The sequence below is a fragment of the Streptomyces sp. NPDC059696 genome (genome assembly GCF_042733745.1).
Taxonomy (GTDB): Bacteria; Actinomycetota; Actinomycetes; order Streptomycetales; family Streptomycetaceae; genus Streptomyces.
Window position 1 is genome coordinate 1 of the sequence record NZ_JBHWFG010000097.1, and the last position, 1,619, is coordinate 1,619.

The 1,619-nt window shown below is 70.4% G+C and carries 1 protein-coding gene and 1 pseudogene; both read right to left on the reverse strand.

All coding sequences use genetic code 11. From position 1 onward, the window contains the following. Positions 1–893: helix-turn-helix domain-containing protein (locus ACFV20_RS36795; protein ID WP_385665460.1), on the reverse strand; the 893-nt coding region annotated here is incomplete at its 3' end. 308 nt (positions 894–1,201) lie between these two features. Next, positions 1,202–1,619, reverse strand: a pseudogene (locus ACFV20_RS36800) (IS701 family transposase); the annotation flags it as partial.

Here is a 1,619-nt window from a genome sequence, read left to right on the forward strand (position 1 = left end):
CAGTCGCAGGGCTGTGTCACCGCCGGTACCCCGGCGACCGTCCCCGATCCGCTCATGCCCACGCATCCGTCGCCGACCAGCCGGAGAACGTACTGGTCACTTCGGCCGGAGTCTGTCGGCTCGATGCGGAACCTGCTCGTCTTCCCGCAGTCGTCCCAGGGCTCCAGCAGGGCGGCGCCGGTGCCGACGGTCACCGAGTTCAGGCAGCCCTTGCCGTGGTCGGGGTGGTACCACTGCACGCGGAACGTGTCGTCCGCCGCGGGCACGAGCTCGGTCTGCTGAGGTGCGACGTCCTCGCACGGACGCTGCACGGCCACCAGTGATTCGTACCCCTCGGCATGCCCGTCGGTCAGACACAGGCCGTCCGCCAGGACCGGGCGGATCTGCACGGGACCTTCCGGCAGGGCGGTCCGGTCCGACTTTCCCTTGGAACCGCCCGGCTCACCGGAGAAGTCAAGGACCCAGATGCTGACGGCAACGACGGACAGCACAGCGAGCCCCACCAGCAGCGCGCGCAGCCGGCGTCGGCCCGGTGCCGGCCCGGTGCGCCGGCCGGGAGGACCCGCCCCGTCCGCACCCCCGCCTCCGTCGTGGCCTCCGTCCCGGCCCGCCGCACCGCTGACGGTCCTTTCCAGGGCCTCCAGCCACTCCTGCACCCGCTCCGCGTCTCCGCAGGCTCGCACGAACTCGGCCACCAGTTCGGGACGCGGTGTGGTCTTCCCGCCGAGGACGTCCGCCAGCGTGCTGCGGGCCAGCACTCCTCCGTGCTCGGCGGCCCGTTCTTCGAGCTGTCGGTACGTCAGCCCGGAACGCTCCTTGAGCTGTCGTAAGGCGGCCGCGAATTCCCCCACATCACGGGCCCCCTGCGGCTGCAACTCCCCCACATTCGCCATGCGGACATGGTGACCGGCCCCGCGGCACGTGGACAACGCTGGTTCCGGCCCTCCGCGGCCGTGTTCGTACGGCCCCGTACAGGAGCTGGACAAGCCGCTGACCAGCCCGGACAAGGACTGGCCCGTCCGGGCCGGATTCCGGTCGTGCATGCCGAAGAGCTTCCGGGCCATCGCCGGGCACTTCTTCGGTCGGAATCTCCCTTCGGTACACCGGATCCCCGGTATGGCGACGGGCGGCTTACGAGCTCAGCGGGCCCGACGATGGCCAATGGACGCTGGTCTATGCGCCAGATGCCGGCCAGCGACTTGACCTGCTGCGACTTGGGCACCGCCACCACATAGCCGACGTCGAGCTGCTCGAGCAGGCGGCGGAAGTTCCAGTCCTGCCCGTAGGCCTCGTCCGCGGTGACCCACGTGGCGGGCAGGCCCGCGGCCAGACAGCGTCGGACGATGTCCCGGCCCAGCTCGCCCTTGGCCGCAAAGCCCCGCTCATCAGGGATTTTCGCCGCCCGGCAGCGGTCGCGGTCGGACGTCCAGGCCTTGGGCAGGTAGAGCTCCCGGTCCACCAGGGCCCGGCCCGATCCGGTGGCATAGGCGGCGAACACGCCGATCTGACAGTTGTCGATCTTTCCCGAGGTGCCGGTGTATTGCCGGCCGACCCCGGCCGAGGTGGTGCCTTTCTTGATGTACCCGGTGTCGTCGATGATCAACACGCCATTGGGGCCC